At 53.0% G+C, this 20,608-nt stretch carries 20 protein-coding genes and 1 tRNA gene; 6 read left to right on the plus strand and 15 right to left on the minus strand.

Features of this window, described 5'->3' with window-relative positions; all coding sequences use genetic code 11:
• Positions 1-36: 36 nt before the first annotated feature.
• Together NIM72_RS13915 and NIM72_RS13920 are read left to right on the plus strand one after the other, a co-directional pair.
• Positions 37-336, plus strand: a complete 300-nt coding sequence (locus NIM72_RS13915) for a hypothetical protein (RefSeq protein WP_253420799.1) — start codon at positions 37-39, stop codon at positions 334-336.
• 89 nt (positions 337-425) lie between these two features.
• The gene (locus NIM72_RS13920; RefSeq protein ID WP_150037891.1) at positions 426-740 is read left to right on the plus strand and encodes a hypothetical protein; all 315 of its coding nucleotides are present in this window, start codon (positions 426-428) and stop codon (positions 738-740) included.
• A gap of 254 nt (positions 741-994) precedes the next feature.
• Here NIM72_RS13920 and NIM72_RS13925 read toward each other — a convergent pair whose 3' ends face one another.
• From NIM72_RS13925 to NIM72_RS13940, 4 genes are all read right to left on the minus strand, one after another.
• A complete protein-coding gene (locus NIM72_RS13925) occupies positions 995-1,291 on the minus strand; it encodes a DUF1330 domain-containing protein (protein WP_161736375.1) in 297 nt (98 codons plus the stop codon).
• An 11-nt stretch (positions 1,292-1,302) separates the two neighbouring features.
• Complete coding sequence (yghU, locus tag NIM72_RS13930) at positions 1,303-2,169, minus strand: glutathione-dependent disulfide-bond oxidoreductase (RefSeq protein WP_253420801.1); 867 nt, start codon at positions 2,167-2,169, stop codon at positions 1,303-1,305.
• 218 nt (positions 2,170-2,387) lie between these two features.
• Positions 2,388-3,266, minus strand: a complete 879-nt coding sequence (locus tag NIM72_RS13935; protein WP_150011911.1) for a sugar phosphate isomerase/epimerase family protein — start codon at positions 3,264-3,266, stop codon at positions 2,388-2,390.
• Between the two features lie 18 nt (positions 3,267-3,284).
• Positions 3,285-4,328: a Gfo/Idh/MocA family protein gene (locus NIM72_RS13940; RefSeq protein WP_253420804.1), complete on the minus strand. Its 1,044-nt coding sequence runs from the start codon at positions 4,326-4,328 to the stop codon at positions 3,285-3,287.
• Positions 4,329-4,663: 335 nt separating this feature from the next.
• Here NIM72_RS13940 and NIM72_RS13945 point away from each other — a divergent pair, with 335 nt between their 5' ends.
• From NIM72_RS13945 to NIM72_RS13955, 3 genes are all read left to right on the plus strand, one after another.
• Complete coding sequence (locus NIM72_RS13945; protein WP_253420807.1) at positions 4,664-5,689, plus strand: LacI family DNA-binding transcriptional regulator; 1,026 nt, start codon at positions 4,664-4,666, stop codon at positions 5,687-5,689.
• Positions 5,690-5,839: 150 nt separating this feature from the next.
• Positions 5,840-6,757 (plus strand): TIM barrel protein, encoded by a 918-nt coding sequence (locus NIM72_RS13950; protein WP_253420810.1) that lies wholly within the window; start codon positions 5,840-5,842, stop codon positions 6,755-6,757.
• Between the two features lie 10 nt (positions 6,758-6,767).
• Positions 6,768-7,937 carry a Gfo/Idh/MocA family protein gene (locus tag NIM72_RS13955; RefSeq protein ID WP_161731751.1) on the plus strand — a complete coding sequence of 390 codons (1,170 nt, stop codon included), beginning with the start codon at positions 6,768-6,770 and terminating at the stop codon, positions 7,935-7,937.
• Positions 7,938-8,192: 255 nt separating this feature from the next.
• Here NIM72_RS13955 and NIM72_RS13960 read toward each other — a convergent pair whose 3' ends face one another.
• Genes NIM72_RS13960 through NIM72_RS13980 form a run of 5 tightly spaced genes read right to left on the minus strand, consistent with a single transcriptional unit; the run spans position 8,193 to position 13,444 of the window.
• The gene (locus tag NIM72_RS13960; RefSeq protein WP_161731753.1) at positions 8,193-9,389 is read right to left on the minus strand and encodes an ATP-grasp domain-containing protein; all 1,197 of its coding nucleotides are present in this window, start codon (positions 9,387-9,389) and stop codon (positions 8,193-8,195) included.
• On the minus strand, positions 9,386-10,651 hold the full coding sequence (locus NIM72_RS13965) for an ATP-grasp domain-containing protein (protein ID WP_140922733.1): 1,266 nt from the start codon (positions 10,649-10,651) through the stop codon (positions 9,386-9,388). Before NIM72_RS13965 ends, NIM72_RS13960 begins: the two co-directional genes overlap by 4 nt.
• Positions 10,635-11,867 (minus strand): MFS transporter, encoded by a 1,233-nt coding sequence (locus tag NIM72_RS13970; protein ID WP_161731755.1) that lies wholly within the window; start codon positions 11,865-11,867, stop codon positions 10,635-10,637. The genes NIM72_RS13965 and NIM72_RS13970 overlap by 17 nt, the downstream gene beginning before the upstream one ends.
• A gap of 16 nt (positions 11,868-11,883) precedes the next feature.
• Positions 11,884-12,966 carry a thymidylate synthase gene (locus tag NIM72_RS13975; RefSeq protein WP_181161909.1) on the minus strand — a complete coding sequence of 361 codons (1,083 nt, stop codon included), beginning with the start codon at positions 12,964-12,966 and terminating at the stop codon, positions 11,884-11,886.
• A complete protein-coding gene (locus tag NIM72_RS13980; protein ID WP_161731759.1) occupies positions 12,956-13,444 on the minus strand; it encodes a nucleoside 2-deoxyribosyltransferase in 489 nt (162 codons plus the stop codon). The genes NIM72_RS13975 and NIM72_RS13980 overlap by 11 nt, the downstream gene beginning before the upstream one ends.
• Positions 13,445-13,719: 275 nt before the next feature.
• Between NIM72_RS13980 and NIM72_RS13985 the strand changes: the two genes are divergently transcribed.
• Positions 13,720-14,658, plus strand: coding sequence for a LysR family transcriptional regulator (locus tag NIM72_RS13985; RefSeq protein ID WP_150011895.1), 939 nt, complete (start codon positions 13,720-13,722; stop codon positions 14,656-14,658).
• Between the two features lie 106 nt (positions 14,659-14,764).
• Here NIM72_RS13985 and NIM72_RS13990 read toward each other — a convergent pair.
• The 6 genes from NIM72_RS13990 to aspA form a co-directional block, all read right to left on the minus strand.
• Positions 14,765-14,840: transfer RNA gene (locus tag NIM72_RS13990), tRNA-Phe, on the minus strand.
• 107 nt (positions 14,841-14,947) lie between these two features.
• Positions 14,948-15,526 (minus strand): transcriptional regulator, encoded by a 579-nt coding sequence (locus NIM72_RS13995; protein ID WP_161731761.1) that lies wholly within the window; start codon positions 15,524-15,526, stop codon positions 14,948-14,950.
• A gap of 63 nt (positions 15,527-15,589) precedes the next feature.
• The gene (locus tag NIM72_RS14000; RefSeq protein WP_222924701.1) at positions 15,590-17,290 is read right to left on the minus strand and encodes a protein-disulfide reductase DsbD; all 1,701 of its coding nucleotides are present in this window, start codon (positions 17,288-17,290) and stop codon (positions 15,590-15,592) included.
• A complete protein-coding gene (gene cutA / locus NIM72_RS14005) occupies positions 17,266-17,580 on the minus strand; it encodes a divalent cation tolerance protein CutA (protein ID WP_253420813.1) in 315 nt (104 codons plus the stop codon). Before cutA ends, NIM72_RS14000 begins: the two co-directional genes overlap by 25 nt.
• A 64-nt stretch (positions 17,581-17,644) precedes the next feature.
• Positions 17,645-18,946, minus strand: coding sequence for an anaerobic C4-dicarboxylate transporter (locus tag NIM72_RS14010; protein WP_161731767.1), 1,302 nt, complete (start codon positions 18,944-18,946; stop codon positions 17,645-17,647).
• A 111-nt stretch (positions 18,947-19,057) separates the two neighbouring features.
• Positions 19,058-20,494, minus strand: a complete 1,437-nt coding sequence (gene aspA / locus NIM72_RS14015; RefSeq protein ID WP_150011885.1) for an aspartate ammonia-lyase — start codon at positions 20,492-20,494, stop codon at positions 19,058-19,060.
• Positions 20,495-20,608: the final 114 nt, after the last annotated feature.

Consider the following 20,608-nt stretch of genomic DNA (forward strand, 5'->3'; position numbering starts at 1 on the left):
CTTATAAATTAACATTAAATAGCCGGAGTGAAAATAATGAGAAAGCTAAAGGAATACGAGGTTAGTGTCGTAAGCGGTGGCGCTCCAGCGACGGCCGATGAGGTTAACGCTTTTTTTGAAGGTATTGTCTGGGGTGTGCTGGATGGATTACTGACTGGCGTAACCGTCGGCGGAAGCGGTAGCCGAAGCGCCGTATTTGGTATTATCTCTCAGGGCGTAGGAGCCATTGTTGGCGGTATAATTGGCCCTATCGCGGGCGGCATTATGGGTGCAATGGTTGGCAGAGATGCCGTTGCAGCGTATGCGGCTGACATCAGAAAGCAATATTCCAGCTAGTCAAAAGCATTGCATCCTCCCCTCTTCATTAAAGGTGATTTAATGAAGTTTTACTGTCGTAATAATCTTTAAATATAAGGAAATTAATCATGCGTGAATTATCTCTGATCGAAACTGAAATCGTAAGTGGCGGTGCTTTAGTGGCTACGCTGGGCGACGCAGCAGAAGGCGCTGTCTGGGGTTTTTTTGAAGGTCTGGCGACTGGCGCGGCAGTAGGCGGTAGTGCCAGCCGCAGCGCCGTATTCGGCCCTATTGCTCAGGTTGTAGGCCTGGTTTTCGGGAGCATTGTTGGCCCGATCGTAGGAACCGTTATGGGCGCGCTGTGGGGTAAAGATACCGTCGCGGCCTATGGAGCGGACTTCCGCCAGAATTACGGCACCAGCGGCAGCGTAGCGCTCGTTTAATATTTTCTGAACGAAACATGATCTGAGTTGTACGATAGCGGTATTATCTATCCATAATGTTAGCGATGGATTTTACTAACGTTTTTGAAAATAAAATCACGGACGATATTCGAATACTCAGAGAGTTTAATCAAATCCGTAACGTTTCGACGTTGCGGATTTTTTTGTGCAGTTATCTCAGTAACCTGTTGGCGAATGAGAATGTAAGCCGCACCTTAATGGCTACGGCTTACTGTTCTCATAGTCATAACAGGTTATGACTGCTCTACACCCTGAACCAGCACCACACGGTATTCCGCACCTTTCAGGCGATGCTGTTTCGCTTCCTGATATTCCGGGCTGTCATACCAGCCGTGCGCTGCTTCAGCCGTCGGAAACTCCAGCACGACAACGCCGTCCGCTTCCGGTCCTTCCAGCGTCTCAAGCTGTCCATAAAACGCCAGTGGCGTAATGGGATGGTCGCCGCGCGCTTTGCCCGCTTTCTCGCCGTAAATAGCGAATTCCTCAGGGTTAGTAATTTTGTCGCGAATAAAGATGACATATGCGCTCATTGTGGGCTCCTTTACGCCTGGCGTTTATCTTCAGTGTTAATGTCAAAATCGGCTGCATCATGACGCTCATGCAGCTGATCGGCCGGGTCACCCATAACGCGGTTAACCTTGCGGCCACGGATGACGGCAGGACGCTGTGCGATCTCTTTCGCCCAGCGCACCACGTTTTTATAGGACTGCACATCCAGGAATTCGGCCGCGCCATACTGATCGTTGAGCACCATGTTGCCGTACCACGGCCAGGTGGCGATGTCGGCGATAGTGTAGTCATCACCGGCCAGATAGCGGTTATCAGCCAGCTGGCGATCCAGCACGTCAAACTGACGCTTCGCTTCCAGCGTGAAGCGGTTAATGGCGTACTCAATTTTTTCTGGCGCGTAGTGATAGAAATGGCCGAAACCACCACCCAGGTAAGGCGCTGAGCCCTGCAGCCAGAACAGCCAGTTCAGCGTTTCAGTGCGGCCAGCGATATCTTTCGGCAGGAAGTAACCATATTTTTCCGCCAGATAGAGCAGGATATTGCCTGATTCAAATACCCGAATCGGCGGTGTTGCCGAGTGGTCGCTCAGCGCCGGGATTTTTGAGTTCGGATTCACGTCGACAAAACCACTCGAGAACTGATCGCCGTCGCCGATACGGATCAGCCAGGCATCATACTCGGCATCGTTGACGTTAAGCGCCAGCAGCTCTTCCAGCAGGATGGTGACTTTCTGGCCGTTAGGCGTGCCGAGCGAATAGAGCTGCAGAGGGTGTTTGCCGACCGGCAACGCTTTCTCATGGGTGGGACCAGCGAACGGACGATTAGTTTTAGCGCCGTTACCTTTGGCTTCAGGGTCCCAGGTCCAGACTTTTGCGGGCTGATATGCATTTTCCGACATAATGAAAGTTCGCCTTATGGTGTGGTATTGGTCTGGAGTGTAGCAGGTACTGCGAAGGCGGTTTAACCCTGCTGGCTGCGCGAGGACGTGTTGTGACGGGCCGATGTCAGGCGGAGAGCGGCTCAGGGGAAAAGTGCTTAAAAGTGTGTCAGATGGGACAATGTCTGTCCTGCGCGGATATAACCGTGCAGCCAGCAACGACTGCACGGCAGGCAGGTTTACAGCAGTTCGCGCTCAATCAGTTCGCGGGTTTCAATCGCCTGCACCTTCATCTTTTCCGGGTAACCAAACAGTGACGCCGCGATAATCGGTTCACCACCGACTTTATGGCTGCGGGTAGCAAAACCGGTGTCGCGCAGGGTTTTAAACAGGGTATCGAAGTCGACTTCACCTTCGCCAACACCAACGTGCTGGTGAATAGTGGCATCCACGCCTGGCGGGTTAACGATATAGCGACAGTGTTTCGTATGGTTCATGGTGTCGGCGATCAGCATGTGGGACAGATCGTCACCCGCATACTCCAGCATCGGTTTCACATCGCCTTTGCCTTTGTCATAGAAGAAGGTGTGCGGCGCGCTGTAGATATACTTCACGTTATCGCTGCGGAACGACTTCACGATATCCACGGTTTCATTGTTCTCTTCACAGAAATCCCACGGGTGGGCCTGAATTTCGACGCGGATACCTTCACGTTCGATAATCGGCAGCAACTCTTCCATTGAGCGATAGAACATCTCTTCACAGATTTCCGGCTCGTTAGGCGTGCCGGAGAGTTCGGTGTTAATGACCTGCACACCCATCTCAACCGCAATCTCAATCATCCGCTTCCAGTTCTTTACCGCAGCCTGACGGCGCAACTCATCCGGGCCGGACCAGCGATAGACCACGATAAAAGAAGAGATTTCCAGCCCGGTGGCGCTCAATGCATTCTTATACTCGGTGATGATCTCACGGCTGGCTTTGGGATGTTTATAAAACGGGTTAATCTGCGGATGCGGCGACTGCTCGATATATTTGTAGCCCCAGTCGGCCACCTGATGAACCATTCGGGTGATGCCTAAGTCTTTAATCACATCCACATCAAAAGCGATTTTCATCTTTCTGCTCCGGGCACATTAAGGTTGCTGTTCTTCGTTGAAGGTCACGCCGATCTGCTGCCTGACGTTGTCCATTGCGGCCAGGGTGATGATCGCCTGGTCAAGCGAATGGACAGGTGAATCGATCAGGTTCTGGCCGACGCACCAGGCGAAGTGGTTAATTTCATGACAGAGTTGTTCATAGCGGTTAGTGGGTTCCTGCCACTGCAGGCGGTGACGCCGATTGCTGGAAGTGAGCGTGAAGTTACCGGGTGCATAGAACTGGCCCGCCAGCTCCAGCGTGGCGTCGCGACCGGCAATCACCGCGCAGCCGGGCGTGTTGCTGAACAGGGTAGTATTCAGCACCGACTGCATGCCGTGCTGATGGGTAAACAGCATCGACGTCTGACCGTTGACGCGGCCATCCGGGACGGGCTGACCACGGGCGACGATCGTGTCAGGTGCACTGCCGCCAACAAATACGCTAAGCGCCACCAGATAACTGCCGAGATCGAGCATCGGACCGCCCGCCAGATCGGCATTGAAGATGCGGTGATCCGGGGTGAAAAACTCACCGTGATCGGCAATCAGGGTGTGGACGTCACCGAGTACGCCATCCGCCAGCAGCTGACGAATGACGTCATACTTCGGTGCAAAGTTGCACCACATCGCCTCCATACAGAGCCGGTTCGCGGCCGCAGCGGCCTGTTTAAGCTGAATCGCCTGCTGCGCATTCAGCGCCAGCGGTTTTTCGATCAGCAGATGCTTTCCGGCGGCAATCGCGCGCAGGCCATCGGGAAAATGGTGGTTGTGGGGTGTCGAGATATAGACCGCATCCACATCATCCCGTGCCAGCATCGCATTGAGGTCGCCTGTGGCATGGCCGATTGACCATTTGTCGGCAAAGGCCTGTGCTTTTGCCGGGTCGCGCGCAGCCACCGCCGTGATCTGCTGGTGGGTATGCTGGTGCAGCGCATGGGCAAAATGGTCGGCGATCCAACCTGGCCCGATAATGCCCCAGCGCAGTTGCGGAACCTGGCGGGCATCGGTTGTGCGTGGAGCCGGAAGCGTTGATGGGAACATTACTTTTCCTTTTTTACGTGCAGGCTGGGGGGGCTCAGGTCTCCACTATAAAAAGCTCACCGTCACCGCTCTAACCTTTTAATGATGTGATCCCATCAACCGGATCGGTCGGATCGGTTCGGGATTTTTACCCTTTTTAGCAAATGAACGTTTTAAAGAGAATGCGAAAAGAAATGAATGTTTCATTTTGAGAGAAAGATCAAAGTTAGCTCTGATTTTCTATCAAATAAATGAGAGGAAATGGCCCTGTCGCGATAAGGTAGTGCTGTTTTAAACAACAGAACATAAAGACGTAGCCGTTAGTTAATGGGAACAGGAAAAGCAGGAGAAGGGTGATGTCAAAAGTGACGATGACGGCCATTGCGCAGGCGGCGGGCGTGGGTGTGGCGACGGTAGACAGGGTGCTGAACCGCCGAGCGCCGGTACGCAGTGTGACCGAGCAGAAGGTGCTGGCTGCGGCCCGTGAACTGGGCTATCGCCTGACCCAGGCGCACAGCCAGACCACCGCGCCACTGGCTGCAGCCGCACTCCGCGTGAGCTTTATCCTGCTGCCTGCCCGCTATTCGTTTTATCAGCAGCTGGGCGAGGCGCTGAAGCAGCAGCTCAGGGCGCAGCAGCCACAGGGTAGCGAACCTGAATTCTGCTGGCATGATATTCACGAGGTTGAAGCCGTCGCGCATTCCTTGCGTCAGCTGGCACAGCGCAGTGATGTGATTGCGCTGGTGGCGCTGGATCACCCGCTGATCCGTCACGCAATCCAGGATGTTTCACGGCTGGGCGTGCGGGTTTACGCGCTGTTCTCCGATTTCTCGCCCTGTGACCATGCCGGATTTATTGGCATCGATAATCAGAAAGCAGGACGCACTGCGGCCTGGATGGCACATCATCTGCTGCGTGAGCCGGGATGTGTCGGTGTGCTGCTGGGCGACCACCGTTTCACCTGCCAGGAGAGCAGCGAAATCAGTTTCCGCTCCTACCTGCGCGAGTCGGGCATCAGTCAGCGGGTACTGGAACCGTTAAAAACGCATGAGTCGGGTGAAGGAGGCTATCAGGCGACCCGGCAACTGCTGGAAGCCCACGACGATCTGGTCATGATTTATGCGCCCTGCGGCGGCATAGAGGGCGTGATACAGGCGCTGCGTGAGAGCGGTCGCACGCAGATTGATTTGCTGTGCCACGGCCCGCTGCCTGGCGATGAACTGGCGCTGATTGACGGCACCATCACGCTGATGGTGCGGCACCGTATTGATGCGATGGCGGAGGCGGTGATCGCTACCTGTCTCAGCAGCCGGAGGGATCAGCCTGACCATTTTGCACAGGTGACCGTACCATTTGAGATCGTAACGCTTGAAAACCTGTAGAAATAACAGGTTAGCTATTATTTGATAGTAATCTATCATTTAACGGGATTTTTAAACGCGATCTCTATCAAAAAATGAAACTTTCATTGTTGTCTGAGATGAAATTTTTATTTGATACTGCCAGCAGTTTTCACTGCACAGGCAGATATCATGACCTTTCATATTGCGAATGCCCCCTGTAGCTGGGGCGTGGATGATCCCGCTAATCCCTTTCTGCCGCCGTGGCAGAAAGTCCTGACCGAAGCCGCGCAGGCCGGCTATCCCAATATTGAACTCGGTCCCTGGGGCTATCTGCCAACCGATGCCGCCGAACTGACCCGGCAGCTTAATGCGCATCAGCTTTCGCTGGTGGCAGGCACGATCTTCGATGATTTGGTCAGTGAGGCGCATTTTCCGGCGCTGGTGACGCTGACCCACAATCTGTGTCGCACGCTGTCCAGCGTACCTGTTGCGACTAAAACGCCCGGTGCCAGCGCGCCTTATCTGGTGATCATTGATTTCGGCAATCCGGAGCGGGCGAAATATGCCGGTCAGTCTGAAAAAGCGCCACGGCTTTCCGCTGAAGACTGGCAGCGCATGATGCAGCACATCACCCTTCTGAGTGAGATCGCCTGGCAGGAGTATGGCGTGCGGCCGGTTATCCATCCGCATGCGGGCGGCTGCATTGAGTTTGCCGATGAGCTGGCACAGCTGGTCAGTGACATTCCGCATCAGGTCGCCGGTTTGTGCCTGGACACTGGTCATCTCTATTACGCCGGCATGGATCCGGTCGCTTCGCTGAAACAGTACTGGGACCGTATCGACTACCTGCACTTTAAAGACGTTAACCAGCCGGTCTGGCGTGATGCCCTCTCGCAGGGACTCGACTTTTTCACTGCCTGCGCGCAGGGGGTGATGTGTCCGCTGGGGCAGGGCGCGATCGACTATCCGGCAGTGCGCAGCTTGCTGACTGAACGTCATTATCAGGGCTGGATCACCATCGAACAGGAGCGCGATCCGCGCCATGCCGACACCAGCCTGCAGGATGTGAAAGCCAGCCTGGACTATCTCCGATCAACAGGATTCTGAGGACAACAGCATGATTAATGGTAAAAAAGCAGTTAACCGCTCGCTGCGCTGGGGCATGATCGGCGGCGGCGGCACCAGCCAGATTGGCTATATCCATCGTTCGGCGGCGCAGCGTGACGGCAATTTTGCATTGCTGGCGGGGGCGTTTGATATCGACGCGGCGCGCGGCCGCGAGTTTGGTCAGGCGCTGGGTGTGGCACCTGAACGCTGCTATCCCGACTACGCCAGCCTGTTCGTCGGAGAAGCGGCGCGCGAAGATGGCATTGAAGCGGTGTCGATCGCCACGCCTAACAATACCCATTTCGCCATTTGCCGCGCGGCGCTGAATGCCGGACTGCATGTGGTGTGCGAGAAGCCGCTCTGTTTTACGGTCGAAGAAGCGGATGAGCTGGAGCAGCTGAGCCGGGAAAAACAGAAGATTGTCGGCGTCACTTACGGCTATGCCGGGCATCAGCTGATTCATCAGGCCAGAGAGATGATCGCTGAAGGCATACTGGGTGAGATCCGCATTGTAAATATGCAGTTTGCTCACGGCTTCCATAATGAGGCGGTGGAGTTGCAGAGTGAAAGCACCCGCTGGCGGGTAGATCCGCGCTTTGTCGGCCCGAGCTACGTGTTAGGCGATCTGGCGACGCATCCGCTGTTTATCGCCGAAACGATGTTGCCGCAGCTGAAGGTGACGCGTCTGCTCTGTTCGCGCCAGAGTTTTGTCGCCTCGCGTGCGCCGCTGGAGGATAACGCCTTTGTGATGATGGAGTATGACAATGGCGCGGTGGGTACGCTCTGGGCCTCGGCGGTGAATGCAGGTTCCATGCATGGGCAGAAAATTCGCGTGATCGGATCGAAAGCCAGTCTGGAGTGGTGGGATGAGCAGCCAAATCAGCTGCGCTACGAAGTGCAGGGCGAGCCGGTTCGCATTCTGGAGCGCGGCATGGGCTATCTCAGCCCGCGCGCGCTGGAAGAGGATCGCATTGGTGGAGGCCATACCGAGGGATTATTCGAAGCTTGGTCAAATCTCTACCGCCGCTTCGCGCTGGCGATGGATGCCACCGATCGTCGTGACACCGCCTTCCTGGAGGATTTCTGGTATCCCGATGTGCATGCCGGATTAGCGGGCGTGCGCTGGGTAGCCCAGTGCGTGAAATCAGCAGATGCTGGGGCGGTGTGGGTGGAAGGGTAAGGGCGTGATAAACAAAACCTCAACCCGCCAGAGACGGGTTGAGGAAAGCGGCGTCATCTGTGAGTACACCGCACTGCCGCTGACATTTTAATTATCACCCGTTGAAAAGGGCCGTAACAGGCAGGACAAAAAACATCCTGACCAGATAATTGCATCCACACGACATTATCAACTTTTTATCCCGGATGCATCAGCCTGTAAAGCGGGACGCCAGGCAGACCTGCTCCTGATTACGTCAGGCAATACTGTGCGGGACTAAGCTATGCGTAGCGTTGAAGCGATAAAGCTAAGCGAGCTATGCTGAACAGACTGCAACACATTCTCAATGCTGCTGATCGTTCCGCCGGCAATCATATTTCGTGAGTCTTTTCCGTCTACCGTAATGATGTTGTCACGGTAAACTGTGACGTTATTGCCTTCGTCGCGAATAACAGAACTGATTTCATCTGCATATTTCCCGCCCAGTTGCAGAGCGGCTCCCTGACGACTTTGATAAGGAAGCGGTGCCTGCCATTGACCCGAAGAAATAAGGTACGTTGACTCAAATGAATTGACGCCGCTTGCTGCTGAGCTCAGGCAACTGATTCCGCTAATACGTGGGTTAATTTCCAGAAGATAAAGGCTGTTTTCCGTAACAATAAAATCGACGCAGCAGACACCATTGAACCCCAGGTGATTTAATAGGAGAATCAGTTTTGTCTGGACCTCACCGGTTAACTGTTTGCTGAAAAGACCAGGATGACAAACGCGTATCGTATCAAAATCAGAGCGAACTCCCAGTGAACTCTGGCCGGTATAACAGGGAGGCTGGAAAAAGTAATTCCCCGGCGTACCAGCAATTTCTATGCAACCAAGCGCACCATCAATAAAGGACTCAATTAAAATATTCTTGCGCTGATTCTGACTCAGCGTCTTGATCAGCTGGTCTTTGTTACTGATTATCTCAATACCATGCCCCATACAATCCCACAGAGGTTTCAGAATGACGGGAAAAGCAATATGGCTGACCAGTTCCTGCTCAAGTTTGTCTCTGCAGCCCGGTTTTAAAAGCTCGCCATGTGTAAATTCTCGGTCCAGAAGTTCCCAGCGCGGCGTAGGAAGGGCGAATTGCTCAAAAAGCATTTTGGTTGCTCTTTTATCGGCGAGCTTATATACAGCATTAATTGGGCCAGGGACCGCGCTGACGCCTTCTGACAAAGTGATGTCTTCAATGGTCCTTTCATTGGGAATAGACCAGGAAATAACATGGCTGACGTAAGCCGGTTGACGCTCACTTTGGGCATCGTCAATTGCGGCATCAGGCCCCATCGGAGACGAAAAGTGAGGCTGATCTTTGAGCAGCAGTCTTGAATCACTGTGCCTGCTTTTGATCGTTTCCCATGCCATTTCGAGAAAAGGTGATGCCTGGCTTATATCCAGCGAGCGGATGCAGAGTACGGGAAAATCACTCATACGATAGAGACCCTGGTGCTTTGTGAAAATTCATCCATAGCCAAAAGTATTGACTGCTCAGAATCAGCGGTAAAAATGGCCCATCCCAGACGTTCAATATTTGTTGAGCCCGGTTTTACCGGTGAATTTTCACTAACGGTAGAGCGGGTTTCAATGACGGATGCATTTTCCAGCCTGGAAGGAATTTCAAGCTGCTTTAAAACGCCTTCGGCGTCAGGCCGGACAAACTGAATGGCACAATAGCGTTTAGGCACGGCAGGTTTAAAGTCACTATCCAGCATACCGACGGCCTGGCGGGCATAGATTTCAAGCGGGTCCTGATCGGTGGAAAGGGCGACAAGGCGAGGAATATAGTCACCTGCTGGCCGTGAACAGCTCTCAATAACGCGTGGCTTTCCTTCTTTGTCTAATTTGATTTCGGTATGGCTTATGCCATTCGTGATGCCCAGGGCAATAACCGCCTGAGTGGCAACGTTCAGAATCTCATCGCGTAAGGCGTCAGGAACAGGCGCCGGGAAAATGTGTCCGGTTTCTGCACGAGCTTTGCCGGGCGTGGTGAACTTCATTGTCACACCCCAGGGCGCATATCGACCTGAGACGGAAAGGCCTTCAACACTAAACTCCTGTCCGGGAATATATTCCTGAACCAGAATTTCTTTGCTGAAAGGAATACCGTGTGGATATTCATGTGTCCATTGTGATGCGTCTTTACATGCCTGAGGAAACTCGTTGCACTCCATCAGCACTGAAACGCCAAAGGAGGCTGCATTTTCAGCCGGTTTGACCACCAGAGGAAACGCCAGCTCTTCCAGAGGAAGCTGATGCACATCATCCTTGTCGGTTAATACCGCCAGCAGTGCCGGTAACGGACACTCTGCCTTCGACAGCGTGCGGTACATGTCATATTTGTTTCTTCTGGCTCTGGAAAGCGAGGCATCCGGACCGCAAAGATCGAGCCTTTGTGCGACTTCTGCTGCGATATCTGTCAGGAACTCCCAGGCGACAACTACCCCGGAAACGCCTTTCTTCTTCGCTTCGCTGACCAGCGTCTCAATGGCCAGCTGGCGCACTGAAAAGTCCAGAAAAATGAGGTCATCAATCATGCCTGAGACTTCTTGCAGCATGGAGTCATAGACTTCTTCTGTTGTGGCGACGACTGAATGATAACCCAGTGCGCGTATTGCCTTAAGAAGCAGCTCTCCTCCCATACCGATCGGCTCAATAACCAGTATGCTTTTATTTCCATTAATAGTTGTATTCATTAACTCCTCCTTTTAAATTTTTGAATCCCAGACTAAAAGTGACTGCGGTCAGTAAGAGCAGTACTATCCAGGTGGAATGCGTATTCATATCCAGCAGCCAGCCAAAAATTGCCGGAGACAACGTCATTCCTGCCGACCAGGTCATCTGGAAGGCAGCCATGTAATTTCCATTATTTACTTCCGGGGCTAGTTTTATACTTAGCATGTTAACCGACGGCGTAGATAACATTTCTGCAAGGCTGTAAATAAGCATCGCAACAATTAACAGCCCACCAGTAACTATCTGGTTATTTAAAGTTATGCTGGCACACCAGAAAATAATGAATGAAAGAATATTCAGGTAATAAGCGTGTTTTATGTTCTGGACGGGATCGTTCTCTTTTGTCCATGATGCAATATGGGTGCTGATTAGCGCCACAATGGCCGTGTTTAAAATGACCAGTCCGCCTGAGAAAAAAGCAGGAAGGCCAAGTTGTTTGGTTGCATAAATAACAATTACGAGCGGAATAACCATTGCAGCAATGACTAAGCCAAAGTTGACAATCAGAAGCTGGCGATAGCTGGGATCGCTCAACACTTTTCTAATATTATGACTTTCTGCTTTTTTGTGGCTATTCTTTACCGTCTGCACGGCTACAGGATGCCACATCAAAAGTGCCAGGCAGGATAGAAAGTAAAGTGATGCCGACGCAATAATAATAAAATGCAGACTGCTGTCAGAATCAACAGAAAAAGCCAGTGAAGTAAAGATGGTGCCCAGTCCCAGACCAATATTCCTGATAGACGCAATAAGTCCGAACCAGGTTTGAGTCCCTTTCCCACCTGAAGCCAGTGAAACCAGCCCTCGGTTGCTCGTCCAGAAAATATGAGATCCTGCCTGGGTAAAAAACTGCGTCAGCATTATGGTAAAAGGGTCTCTGGCGAAAAGACACATGACAAAACCCGCGCCGCTGATAAAATCGCCCCATATCGACAGTTTTTTAGGACCGAGTCTGTCCAGTAACCTTCCTATCAGGACAGGTACTAAAGAGGAAAGGGCACGGCCTGTGGCAATAGCTACGCCTATTATTGAGAGCGTAAGCGTTGTCGTTCTGTCAAAGTAGATCATCATAAACGCCATGATCAATCCACCACCCGTTGCATTTAATATTGTCGATGCAACAAATAGTCTGGAACGTTTTATGTTTGGCACTGATATTTTTAATGTGGTTTTCACGCAGAGACCTTTAAAACTAAGTGATTAGACTGCTATTTACCGGGTTCTTCATCGAGGTAAATGCCTGATAAAATTCATCTGAAATCGTGCTGACTGCTGCCAATGTTTCCTGGGATTTCCATTTCCTGCTAAGATATTCAAGTGCGGCAATGTGGAAATCACTATTGCCCAGCTCTTTGAGGTAATTATTGATAATGTCCCGATCGACATTTAGCTGCAGCGCATTATAAATTTTCAACAAGGTCGCGGCCTTTCTGAAAAAAGGATCGGCTATATTCTTCTCGATCTCAGACGAATTTTTAAAGTTGCCGTTTCGTGAAGCCTCTTCAGCCTGAAAAACCATTGCCAACACTTCATCAATATTTTCTGCACACGTGGTTATTTTGGTCGGGTTAATCTGGCATTCGTACATGCTTACCGGGTTCTTCATGCTGCTGATTTTCTCTGCAGTCGAGTAATGACGGTTATAGATATGGAATGTGCCTACATACCAGGATAACTTTCCGACTTTCCACCCAAGCGTATTAGCAATAATCTCGTGTAAAACGCTCCACTCAAAAAAATTAATGCCGCTGAATCCCCAGATGGCATCATTCGCGCGGACGGTAACATGTAAATCAAGATAACCGCCTCGCTGGATGAAGTGCAGCCAGTTATTACAGGGAACATCTTTTGTTTCCTGATAATCCGTTTCAGGATCAAAGATATTCATTACTGCACGTTTTGTCAGCGGATCTTCTCTAAGGCGATTCACTACTCCCTGCAACTGGTCTACTTTCCCTTTCCATTTGCGTAACCGGGGTCCGTAGGCTGCTCGCCAGGTCAGTGAGTCATCGGAATAGTCTTCTGCGCGAGGAAGATAATGTTTAAGGAAGTGCAGATCATCCCGTCCAGCGAGTACCCACATCGTTTCTGCAACCTGCGCAAAGACGTTATTATTTCTGTGGGGTAATACCAGGAATCGCTCTGTGGGATGGCTGATTTTGGTTAATGTAGAGAGAACTTCCCGTTGCTCCTGATCGCGTGAGCCAACATCGTTACCATTCATCATGATGTTATTTACGGTATTAACCAGCGCATGCGTAATATTACGATTCATGGGCGACCTCATAACCTAACTTCGCCATTTCACTTTCGATAATCTGAAAGGCATCTTCAACCTGCTGATAATCATAATGGCGACATCCATCACTGCCAGATATCATGGCTGAAACGTTTTTTTCATTTTTTCTGTAGAGCGTGATAACAGGAATACGCCAGCTGATTGCTGTCGCAATTTCATAACCTACTCCCAGACTTGGAGTTGTGACTTCAGCGACAACTACCTGGGAATGGCGCAGCCAGTGCAAATCACGGTCATGAATAAATTTGTCACCCAGGAAAGACTGACCACCATCAGATAAACTGTAATCACCCACGTGTTCGGTAATAACTTTACCGTAGCCCTTGAGCTTATTAATCAGTTTCGCGTAAACAGGAACATCATCCCGTCCGGCTCTGATTGAACCAGCAAAATAGATAACCAATCCATTGTCAATAACAGTTTCAGGCGAAAGGGTATGTACTAATTCACTCACGATGCTTCTCCATATAAGGGTTTCCTTTGACCAAAAAATAACAGTCAAGCTTTCAGTTTTTTGAAGCTTATAAAAAGAATTTCATCCGGTTTATTAACGGAATTAATAAAGCCGGGGAGGTACTCTTACTATTTTGAAAATTTGACAAGCGACAGTGCCTTTCAGGTAATTTAACAATTCATTTTCATCAAGACTAAAATGCAGTGACATCATTGTAAATATAAGTAAAGGTACTTACACTAAGGAAAAAAATTCCACAATTGGAGGGGGGGGGGATGGAGAGTCTGCGAGGTCTCAGGGCGTTTGTTTATACGGCTGAACTGGGCAGCTATGTTGCAGCGGCAAGGGTGTCAGGCATCTCTTCTTCAGCGATTGCAAAGAGCGTGGCGAAACTTGAAGACGAACTCGGGGTAAGGCTTTTTCATCGGACAACGCGCAGCATCGGTCTGACTGAAGAAGGGAATGTCTTCTATGAACGGTGTAAGTTCATCCTGAATGAGATTCGCGATGCCAGAGCTCTGATTGCCGAAACGCGCATCACGCCCTGCGGCAGATTACATATCAGCGTGCCGCAAATTTTCGGGCATTCCCTTTTGATGCCCATACTTCCACGTTTTATTGAAAAGTACCCTGATATACAGCTTGATATCGATTTTGAAGATCGCGTGGTGGATCTGATTGCGGAAGGAATAGATGTCGCGGTGAGAAGTGGTGAGCTGGCAGATAACCGCCTTGTGAGCAGAAAGCTGGGAGAGCAGTATTTTGTCGTCTGTGCCAGCAGAGAGTATCTAAAAACGCATGGCGTCCCTTTGAACCCTGCTGATCTGGTCCACCATCGCTGCATACATTTCAAATATCCCTCAAGTGGTCGAATCGCCAGTTGGGCTTTCTCTGCCGATTTTGAAAACCTGGACCTTCCCAGGGATCTTATATTCAACAATACTCACGCTGGGTTGCGGGCAGCCATTGATGGATCAGGCGTAGCTCATCTGCCGGTCTATGTTGCTGAAGAAGCATTTGAAAAAGAATTACTCGTCCCTTTGCTGACTGAATACATGCTGCCATTAGGATCGATGTCGCTAATCTGGCCTTCTAACCGCCATTTATCCTCGAAGGTCAGAGCATTTGTGGATTTTGTCAGCAGCGAACTGGTTCAGGGGAACTATTTTACGAACATCGGCAGTCAGACGCTGAGTGGGCCTGACGAAGCGTGAATTGAAGGAGATGGGCGAGCCACTGGATGTGGCGAGTCTATTGAACCTTCGATAACGGGTTCGCTCCAGAACGCAAAAACCCGCCAGAGGCGGGTTCTTTAAATTTTGGTGCCCGAACCCGGAATCGAACCAGGGACACGGGGATTTTCAATCCCCTGCTCTACCGACTGAGCTATTCGGGCAACGGGGCGCATTAAACCGTAAAGGCCGCGGGTCGTCAACGGCTTTCACTAAAAAACCCCTGGAAACGTGACTGATTGCCTGATTTTCAGTCAAAACGGGCAAAACATCAGGCCAGCGCGCCATTTTTGCGGCACAGCGCGATGCTGTAGACATCCTCGGCCAGACGCTGGGCTGTGGCGACATCCTGCACATTGCGTTTCACCAGCAGCCTGCTCAGGCAGCCTTCAAGAATCAGCTCCATCTGATCGGCCACCATGCTGGGGTTGTCCAGCGCCTGCTCAACCAGAATGTCGTGGGTGAACTGCCATGAGCCGCGTTTCTGCTGTTCGGCCAGTTGATGGATGGGCTGATCGGGCTGCGGGTAGAAGCTGCAGGCGGCGATAAACAGGCAGCCCGGAAAGCGTCCTTTACTGACCTGCTCACTCAGGACTTCGTAGCGTGCCATCAGTTTCTGATCCGGTGACAGCGACGCATCCAGCAGGATCTGGCGTCGCCAGGTTTCGATCTGCTGGCCATGATAGCGCAGCGCATCATAGAGCAGAGCGTCACGATCGGGCCAGAACAGCTGAAGCTGCTCAAGGGTTAATTCAGTCTGTCCCGCCAGGGTTTCCAATGAGAGGGTGGCGGCGAGGCCGTTCTGTTCAAGCACATTCAATGCATGCTCGAGTATCTGTTCACGCTGCAAGTGACTCTCCTCTGGTATGCAGGCCCGGTCATTCACCGGGCAATGACCTGACTCCAGTGTTGTTTACGGGGTAAGTTTCTGCAAATGCGCTCTGAAGTCGGCGGCATTGAGAAATCCGGTGAGGCGCGAGTCGGGGATTTCACGGCCCTGCGCATCGAAGAACAAAATCGTCGGTAAACCAAGCACCTGAAGATGCTGCAACAGCGCGTTGTCGCTGGCGTTGTTGGCGGTGACGTTGGCCTGGAGCAGCTGTACCTGACTCAGGCTATCGCGCACGGCGCTGTCACTAAAGGTATATTTTTCAAACTCTTTGCAGGCGACGCACCAGTCAGCGTAGAGATCGACCATGGTGATGCGGCCGCGGGCCTGCTGCAGCGCGCTATCGAGCTGCTGCGGTGTCTGGATGGTATGAAACGGCAGCGGTGCCACAGCCTGCTGCGCCGCCGGGCCACCAAAGGCCCAGTCCTGCAACGGGCGTGCACTGATCAGCGCAGCGGCCAGCATGATAATCTGCACGACGCGCCACTTACCGCTGCTGGCGCGCAGGCTGACGCTGAACGCCCAGCCGAAGAACGCCACGCCGAGCAGGCTCCAGAGCCGCACTCCCCACGCGTCGCCCAGCACCCGTTCCAGCAGGAACACCGGCAGCGCCAGGATGACAAAACCAAAGCCCTCTTTAACGGTTTGCATCCACGGGCCGCTTTTCGGCAGCAACCGGTTACCAAACAGGGTCACGGCGATCAGCGGTAATCCCATTCCCACCGCATAGAGCCACAGCGTTCCGGCACCGGCCCACGGATTTCCGCTCTGCGCGATGTAAAGCAGAATGGCGCTGAGCGGGGCCGTGGTGCAGGGCGAGCAGATCAAACCCGCCAGTGCCCCCATCAGGAAGACGCCGGGCAGCGAGCCACCCTGCTGACGATTGCTCCACAGGGTCAGACGGGTTTGCAGGCTGGCGGGCAGTTGCAGCGTAAACAGGCCGAACATCGACAGCGCCAGCACGATAAACAGCAGTGAGAGCGAGAAAAGAACGTAAGGATGCTGTAATGCGGCCTGAAAACGCAGACCCGCTGCCGCAACCACCAGTCCCAATAGCGTATAAGTCAGCGCCATCCCCTGCACATAGACCATCGCCAGCGCGAACAGCCGGCCCAGCGAATAGTGGCGCTGTCCGCCAAGGATGATGCCGGAGATCAGTGGATACATCGGCAGTACGCAGGGGGTAAACGCCACGCCGATGCCGATTAATAACGCCCAGAGCGGAGAAAAGGGTAGCGGACTGGCGGGCGCGGGCTGAGCACTGACCGGTGCTGGCGCGCTGCTGGCTGCAATCTCACTTACCGGCACGCTGCGCGTCTCCGGCGGATAACAGAATCCAGCGGCGGCACAGCCCTGATAAGTGACGCTGAGCGTGGCATCAGGGCCTGCCTGTTGCAGCGTCACCGGCAGCGTCAGGTCCTGCGGATAGATCTCACTTTTGCCAAAGAACTCATCCTCATGCGGCTGACCGGCGGGCAGCGTCAGCGGCGTCATCGTCGCGTTCTGCGGCGTGATGTGGATCTGCTGGCGATAGAGGTAGTAACCCGATTTCACTTTCCAGTGCAGGTTGAGCTGCGCGCCCTGCTGATCGAAGTCAAACGTAAACGCCTGATCGACCGGCACAAAACGGCTGGTCGCCGGGTTTGAAAAAAGCGATGCGTGCGTCTGCAGGCAGATAAACAGCGTCAGCAGAAGCGTAATTAAGCGAGAGATGCGTGCAGCCATGACAAGTATTCACTGTCTCCATGTTGAACCGGCAGCGCCAGCAATTCGGGTACGTCGTAAGGGGGGGCCTCTTTAAGCAGATCACACAGTGCCTGCTGATGATCGCTGTCGCACTTCAGCAGCATCTGAATTTCGCTGCTCTGCGCCATTTTGCCCTGCCAGAGATACCATGAGGTGGCGCCCGCCAGCATGGTGACGCAGGCCGCCAGTCGGGCTTCCAGCGCTAAGCCAGCAAGGTGCTCTGCCGTGGCCTGATCGGGCGCAGTGCAGAGGATCACGACAGCGTTCATCCTGTGACTCCTGTTGAAAAGAGCGCCGATGATAGCACGCTCCATCCGTAACACGAGGAGTGCGCTATAGCAGCAATCCGCCAAAGACGAAGCCAGAGAGTACCGACAACGCAATGGCGATTACCCCGGGAATGATAAAGGCGTGGTTAAAGACAAACTTGCCAATCCGGGTTGAGCCGGTGTCATCCATCTCCACGGCGGCCAGCAGGGTCGGGTAGGTCGGCAGCACAAACAGCGCGGACACCGCCGCGAAGGAAGCGATGGCCGTCAGCGGCGTCACGCCCAGCAGCAGCGCGGCGGGCATCAATGCTTTGGTGGTGGCGGCTTGTGAGTAGAGCAGCATCGAGGCGAAGAACAGCACCAGCGCCAGCATCCACGGATAGGTTTTCAGTGTGTCGCCCGCCAGCATCTGAATATCTGCCAGATGCGCTTTGACAAAGGTATCGCCCAGCCAGGCGACGCCCATCACGCAGATACAGGCGCTCATGCCGGATTTAAAGGTACTGGCGCCGAGGATCTCGCTGGTGTCGAGCTTGCAGGTCAGGCTAATCAGTGTGGCGATGGTCAGCATAAACACTACAATCGCTTCGTTGCGTGGCAGCGGCGGATTGACGATCAGCCCGACACTGGCGCTGGTCGCGGTGGCATAGAGCACCACGGCCACAATACCAATCAGAAATAGCAGCACCGATTTTTTCGCGCCCGGTTTTGCCTGGAAGACGCTGGTACCGCGCAGCGTGACTTCGCCTTTGGCGAGACGCGCCTGATAGACCTCATCATCTTTCAGCTCTTTGCCCAGGAAGTTCGTCACCAGTGCCGCCAGGAAGAGACCCACCATGGTTGAGGGGATGGCAATCGCCAGCAGCGTGATATAGCTGACGCCATGCGGTTCAAGCAGCGTGGCGAAGAAGACCACCGCAGCGGAAATCGGTGACGCGGTAATCGCAATCTGCGAAGCCACCACCGCAATCGACAGCGGTCGGGAAGGGCGAACGCCTTGCTCTTTCGCGACTTCGGCAATCACCGGCAGCGTTGAGAACGCGGTGTGCCCGGTTCCGGCCAGCAGCGTCATCAGGTAGGTCACCAGCGGGGCCAGCAGCGTGACGTGGCGCGGATGACGGCGCAGCAGGCGTTCCGCCAGGCTCACCAGATAATCCATGCCGCCCGCTACCTGCATGGCGGCTATTGCGGCGATCACCGCCATAATGATTTCAATCACATCGAACGGGATAGCACCGGGCACCATGCCAAATCCCAGCGTCAGCACCAGCACGCCCATGCCGCCGGCGAACCCGATACCAATGCCGCCAAGACGGGCACCCAACCAGATCGCCATTAAGACGATAAGCAGCTCAACCACAAACATGAATCACTCCTGAAAAGTAAACCGGTAAAACCTGGGTGTGCTGTGTAACAAAAAAAAAGGCACACCGTGTTGATCGCGGTGTGCCTTTGGTTAACCAGCGTCGATTAAGCCTTACTGTTCATTTTCATCGGTATAACGTTTCGCTTTATAAACCGGGTACATCAGGTTCTGCACCGAGAAGATATCGTCCAGCTCACTTTCCGTCAGCAGGCCGCGCTCCAGCACCACCTCACGCACGCTTTTACCGGTCTCTGCGCAAATTTTGCCAACGATGTCGCCGTTGTGGTGGCCGATGTACGGGTTAAGGTAAGTGACGATACCAATCGAGTTGAAGACGTAGGCTTCGCACACCGCGCGGTTGGCGGTGATGCCGTTAACGCACTTCTCCAGCAGGTTGTAGCAGGCATTCGTCAGGATGCTGATTGACTCAAACAGCGCCTGGCCAATTACCGGCTCCATCACGTTGAGCTGCAACTGTCCCGCTTCAGAGGCCATCGTCACGGTAATGTCGTTGCCAATCACTTTGAAGCAGACCTGGTTAACGACCTCTGGCACGACCGGATTGACCTTGGCCGGCATGATAGAGGAACCCGCCTGCAGCTCTGGCAGGTTAATTTCGTTCAGGCCAGCGCGGGGACCGGAGGAGAGCAGGCGCAGGTCGTTACAGATTTTAGAAAGCTTCACCGCCAGACGTTTCAGCGATGAATGGACCATCACATAAGCACCGCAGTCAGAGGTCGCTTCAATCAAATCTTCCGCCGGCACCACCGGCAGGTTGCTGACCTCCGCCAGACGCTGAACCGCAAGATGCTGGTAGCCTTCCGGTGTATTGAGGCGGGTGCCGATGGCGGTCGCGCCCAGGTTCACTTCCAGCAGCAGTTCAGCGGTGCGCAGAATGCTTTTAGTCTCTTCATTCAGCAGCACGCTGAAGGCGTGAAACTCCTGGCCGAGGGTCATCGGCACGGCATCCTGCAACTGGGTGCGGCCCATTTTCAGGATGGTCTGGAATTCATCGGCTTTGCGCTGGAAGCCTTCGGCCAGCTGGCTGATGCCATCAAGCAGCTTCAGCAGCGAGCTGTAAACTGCGATACGAAAACCGGTCGGGTAGGCGTCGTTAGTGGACTGGCACTTGTTCACATGATCGTTAGGGTTAAGATACTGATATTCCCCTTTCTGATGGCCCATCAGCTCCAGGCCGATGTTTGCCAGCACCTCATTGGTGTTCATGTTGACCGAGGTCCCGGCACCGCCCTGATAAACATCCACGGGGAACTGGTCCATACAGCGGCCGTTGTTCAGCACTTCGTCGCAGGCCTTAATGATGGTATCGGCAATATTACGCGGAATGGTCTGCAGCTCTTTATTGGCCATCGCCGCCGCTTTTTTTACCATAACCATACCGCGGACAAATTCAGGTATGTCGCTGATTTTGCTGTTGCTGATATAAAAATTTTCAATCGCACGCAGAGTATGAACGCCATAATAGGCATCCGCCGGAACTTCGCGCATACCTAACAGGTCTTCTTCGATACGAATGTTGTTCGCCATGATAACCTTCTTGTTGTTGCCGCTAACCATCACAAAGGATGTGTTTATTTTGTTGTGGTGTGCCCGTGCCGACATATTATCCGTCTTCACAGTGGCATGTGCGATCATATTCTG

The organism is Pantoea sp. B550 (genome assembly GCF_024158165.1).
Classification (GTDB): Bacteria; Pseudomonadota; Gammaproteobacteria; order Enterobacterales; family Enterobacteriaceae; genus Pantoea; species Pantoea alfalfae.

Coding starts and splice junctions, on each gene's coding strand:
- NIM72_RS14000 (WP_222924701.1), bottom strand. CDS start 17,290: ATGGCTGCACGCATCTCTCGCTTAATTACGCTTCTGCTGACGCTGTTT.
- NIM72_RS13955 (WP_161731751.1), top strand. CDS start 6,768: ATGATTAATGGTAAAAAAGCAGTTAACCGCTCGCTGCGCTGGGGCATG.
- NIM72_RS13975 (WP_181161909.1), bottom strand. CDS start 12,966: ATGAATCGTAATATTACGCATGCGCTGGTTAATACCGTAAATAACATC.
- NIM72_RS13940 (WP_253420804.1), bottom strand. CDS start 4,328: ATGTTCCCATCAACGCTTCCGGCTCCACGCACAACCGATGCCCGCCAG.
- NIM72_RS13945 (WP_253420807.1), top strand. CDS start 4,664: ATGTCAAAAGTGACGATGACGGCCATTGCGCAGGCGGCGGGCGTGGGT.
- NIM72_RS13920 (WP_150037891.1), top strand. CDS start 426: ATGCGTGAATTATCTCTGATCGAAACTGAAATCGTAAGTGGCGGTGCT.
- NIM72_RS13960 (WP_161731753.1), bottom strand. CDS start 9,389: ATGAGTGATTTTCCCGTACTCTGCATCCGCTCGCTGGATATAAGCCAG.
- NIM72_RS13950 (WP_253420810.1), top strand. CDS start 5,840: ATGACCTTTCATATTGCGAATGCCCCCTGTAGCTGGGGCGTGGATGAT.
- aspA (WP_150011885.1), bottom strand. CDS start 20,494: ATGGCGAACAACATTCGTATCGAAGAAGACCTGTTAGGTATGCGCGAA.
- cutA (WP_253420813.1), bottom strand. CDS start 17,580: ATGAACGCTGTCGTGATCCTCTGCACTGCGCCCGATCAGGCCACGGCA.
- NIM72_RS13985 (WP_150011895.1), top strand. CDS start 13,720: ATGGAGAGTCTGCGAGGTCTCAGGGCGTTTGTTTATACGGCTGAACTG.
- NIM72_RS13935 (WP_150011911.1), bottom strand. CDS start 3,266: ATGAAAATCGCTTTTGATGTGGATGTGATTAAAGACTTAGGCATCACC.
- NIM72_RS13915 (WP_253420799.1), top strand. CDS start 37: ATGAGAAAGCTAAAGGAATACGAGGTTAGTGTCGTAAGCGGTGGCGCT.
- yghU (WP_253420801.1), bottom strand. CDS start 2,169: ATGTCGGAAAATGCATATCAGCCCGCAAAAGTCTGGACCTGGGACCCT.
- NIM72_RS13925 (WP_161736375.1), bottom strand. CDS start 1,291: ATGAGCGCATATGTCATCTTTATTCGCGACAAAATTACTAACCCTGAG.
- NIM72_RS13965 (WP_140922733.1), bottom strand. CDS start 10,651: ATGAATACAACTATTAATGGAAATAAAAGCATACTGGTTATTGAGCCG.
- NIM72_RS14010 (WP_161731767.1), bottom strand. CDS start 18,946: ATGTTTGTGGTTGAGCTGCTTATCGTCTTAATGGCGATCTGGTTGGGT.